The organism is Limnobacter sp., from assembly GCF_964228395.1.
Taxonomy (GTDB): Bacteria; Pseudomonadota; Gammaproteobacteria; order Burkholderiales; family Burkholderiaceae_B; genus Limnobacter.
Genome location: NZ_CAXQZX010000046.1, coordinates 1 through 3537 on the forward strand (window position 1 = coordinate 1; position 3537 = coordinate 3537).

Genomic DNA, 3537 nt, shown 5'->3' on the forward strand with positions numbered 1-3537 from the left:
ATGCCCATCTTGTGTTCCAGGCCACCGCAGTAGATGCCATTGCGCTCGCCGATGCCGCCGTCGGCGTTGACGTTGAATTTGGGCACCACAAACAGGCTGATGCCCTTCACGCCCTCGGGCGCGTCGGGGGTGCGGGCCAGCACCAGGTGCACAATATTTTCGGCCATGTCGTGCTCACCATAGGTGATGTAAATTTTTTGGCCAGAAATACGGTAGGTGCCATCGCCTTGCGGCACGGCTTTGGTGCGCACCAAAGCGAGGTCGGAACCGGCCTGTGGCTCGGTGAGGTTCATGGTGCCGGTCCATTCGCCAGAAATCATCTTGGGAATGTAGGTTTCTTTTTGCTCTTGGCTACCTGCCACCAACAGGGCCTCGATGGCGCCGTCGGTCAGCAGTGGGCACAGGGCAAAGCTGAGGTTGGAGCCATTGACCATTTCCATGCAGGGGGTAGCCACCAGCTTGGGCAGGCCCTGACCGCCGAATTCAACGGGGTGCTGCAGACCTTGCCAACCCTGTTCGCCGAAAGCTTTGAATGCCTCTTTGAAACCCTTGGCGGTGGTGACCTTGCCGTCTTTCCAGTTGGCGGCTTCAACGTCCCCAGACCAGTTCAGCGGGGCAACCACTTCGCTGGTGAATTTGGCGTTCTCGGTGAGCACGGCCTCTACAGTTTCTTCGGTGGCGTCTTCGCAACCGGGCAACTGGGAAACCTGCTCCAAGCCGGCCAACTCTTTCAAGACGAACATCATGTCTTTGACTGGGGCGTTGTAACTCATGGTCTTGTCTCCTGATACAGCTTGTGTGTGTTAATTACAGTTTGGATGTGAGTTGGGGCACCACTTCGAACAGGTCGCCCACCAAGCCGTAGTCGGCCACGCCGAAAATGGGTGCTTCGGGGTCTTTGTTCACGGCCACGATCACCTTGCTGTCTTTCATGCCAGCCAAGTGCTGAATGGCGCCAGAAATGCCGAATGCCATGTACAACTGAGGCGCCACGATTTTGCCGGTCTGGCCCACCTGCCAGTCGTTGGGTGCGTAGCCAGCGTCCACAGCGGCGCGAGATGCGCCAATGGCCGCGTTCAGCTTGTCGGCCAGGGGGTTGAGGATGCTGAAATTATCGGCAGAGCCCATGCCACGGCCACCCGATACGATGGTGCTTGCAGCGGTAAGCTCGGGGCGGTCGCTCTTGGCCACTTCGCGATTCACAAAGGTGGACTTTCCGGAGTCGGCTGCGCCGTCCAGGTTTTCGATGGCTGCAGAGCCACCTTCGCCAGCCACGGGGTCGAATGCGGTGGTGCGAACGGTGATGACTTTCACAGAATCGGAAGACTGCACCGTGGCAATCACGTTGCCTGCATAAATGGGGCGCGTGAAGGTGTCAGCACCTTCTACGCCAATGATGTCGGAAATTTGGGCCACGTCCAGCTTGGCGGCCACGCGCGGCATGACGTTTTTACCCACGCTGGTGGCAGGCGCCAGAATGTGGCTGTAGTTGCCAGCCACTGCCAAAATTTGGGCTGACAGGTTTTCGGCCAGTTGGTCGGCCAGGGTGTCGGCGTCGGCCAACAGCACTTTGGCCACGCCAGCGGCTTTTGCAGCTTGCTCAGCGGCAGCGCCGCAGCCTTTACCGGCCACCAGCACATGCACATCGCCACCAATTTTTTGGGCGGCGGCAATGGTGTTCAGTGTGGCGGGCTTGATGCTTTGGTTGTCGTGTTCGGCGATTACGAGTACGGACATGTTGGTTCTCCTGTGTTCGGTGGTGGCCTTAGATCACTTTGGCTTCGTTCTTGAGCTTGTCGACCAGTGTGTCAACGTCGGGCACGGTGATGCCAGCAGAACGTGTGGGGGGATCGCTCACCTTCAGGGTTTTAATGCGGGGGGACACGTCCACGCCGAGGTCTTCGGGCTTGATGGTGTCCACGGGCTTTTTCTTGGCCTTCATGATGTTGGGCAATGTCACGTAACGTGGCTCGTTCAGGCGCAGGTCGGTGGTCACCACCGCTGGCAGGCTGAGGCTCACGGTCTCCAGACCGCCATCCACTTCGCGGGTTACAGTCACTTTACCGCCTTCGACCACCACTTTGGAGGCAAAAGTGCCCTGGGGCAGGTCAGCCAATGCGGCCAACATTTGACCGGTTTGGTTGCAGTCGTCATCAATGGCTTGTTTGCCCATGATCACCAGGTCGGCACCTTCTTTTTCGAGCAGGGCCTTGAGAATTTTGGCAACGGCCAGGGGCTGAAGTTCCTCGTTGGTTTCTACCAAAATACCGCGGTCCGCACCAATGGCAGCGGCGGTGCGCAGGGTTTCTACACACTGGGCCACACCACAGCTCACCGCGATAACCTCAGTGGCCACACCGGCTTCTTTCAGGCGAGTGGCTTCTTCCACCGCGATTTCGTCAAAGGGGTTCATCGACATTTTGACGTTGGCGATATCCACGCCAGAGCCATCGCTCTTGCAGCGTACTTTTACGTTGTAGTCGACCACACGCTTTACGGGTACCAGGATTTTCATGCGAGACATCCCTCTGTGAATTGGTGAATAGATGAAAAGATTATACGAAGCGTTTTTTTAAAAAACGCACGATCGTTCGATTTTTCATAGAGTGTACACTCTAGGGGCTCGCATGTCGAGTTTTTAGGCGTATCGCTGGTTGATGGCTTTCATGGCGGCAAAGCACCGCTCGTCGATTTCTTCGCGCTGGCGAATGGTGCAATTCAAATCCAAAACCTGCCCTGTGGACATGCTGTAAATTAAGCCGCTGATGGCCACAGCCTGCCCCCGTCCCCAAGCGGCATTGACCGCTGGGCTAAGCGCCGCTTGGCGCACCTGTTGAATCACATTGAGTTCGGCCAATTGGTCAACCCGACGAGCAGCCAGGGTGGGCGAGTCGGCCCCCAACAATTGGTGATGATGCGCCAGGGTACGCACCCCCTCCAGCCAGTCTCCGGGTGCACCCCCGGCGTGCAATCCCATGGCCATGCGAATGCCACCACAGCTGTGATGACCCAACACCAGCAGGTGCTGTACCTGCAGGCTGTCAATCGAAAACTGAAGCGCGGTTTGCAGGCTGAGGTCGTTCAAACCCGCTTGGTTGGCCACGTTTTTGTACACGAACAGTTCGCCCAGATTGCTTTGCAACAGGGTGTTGGGGTCGGTGCGGCTGTCGCAACAACTGATCACGGTGAAGGCAGGGCTTTGGCCCGCCGACAGCCGTTTGAAGTAATCGGGGTCAAGCGCGCTGATTTGCTGGGCCCATTGCGCATTGCGGGCCAGCATGTCTTGCAGGCGCGTTTCCGAATAGGGCTGGGGGGGCGAATGGATCATGCAGCGGCCAATGCCTCCACATGGGCATACACCGAGTTGGCCAGCGCATTTAATTCGTAGCCGCCTTCCAGGGTGCTCACCAGGCGGCCTTCGCAGTATTCGTCGGCCACGCGGGTTAAAAACTGGGTCAACCAGCCGTAGTCTTCGGTGCTTAAGCGAAGGTCAGCCAATAGATCGGAAGAGCACACGTCTGAACTCCAGTCACACTG

At 57.7% G+C, this 3537-nt stretch carries 4 protein-coding genes and 1 pseudogene; all 5 read right to left on the reverse strand.

Features of this window, described 5'->3' with window-relative positions; genetic code table 11:
* The coding region (locus ACEQU8_RS03355; RefSeq protein ID WP_370261454.1) for an acyl-CoA dehydrogenase family protein at positions 1 to 773 on the reverse strand (773 nt) is incomplete at its 3' end.
* Between the two features lie 34 nt (positions 774 to 807).
* Positions 808 to 1737: an electron transfer flavoprotein subunit alpha/FixB family protein gene (locus ACEQU8_RS03360; protein ID WP_370261456.1), complete on the reverse strand. Its 930-nt coding sequence runs from the start codon at positions 1735 to 1737 to the stop codon at positions 808 to 810.
* A 28-nt stretch (positions 1738 to 1765) separates the two neighbouring features.
* Complete coding sequence (locus tag ACEQU8_RS03365; protein ID WP_370261457.1) at positions 1766 to 2515, reverse strand: electron transfer flavoprotein subunit beta/FixA family protein; 750 nt, start codon at positions 2513 to 2515, stop codon at positions 1766 to 1768.
* A gap of 123 nt (positions 2516 to 2638) precedes the next feature.
* Positions 2639 to 3328, reverse strand: a complete 690-nt coding sequence (locus ACEQU8_RS03370) for a carbonic anhydrase (protein ID WP_370261458.1) — start codon at positions 3326 to 3328, stop codon at positions 2639 to 2641.
* Positions 3325 to 3537: pseudogene (locus ACEQU8_RS03375) on the reverse strand (histone deacetylase family protein); the annotation flags it as partial. The gene ACEQU8_RS03370 and the pseudogene ACEQU8_RS03375, both read right to left, overlap by 4 nt.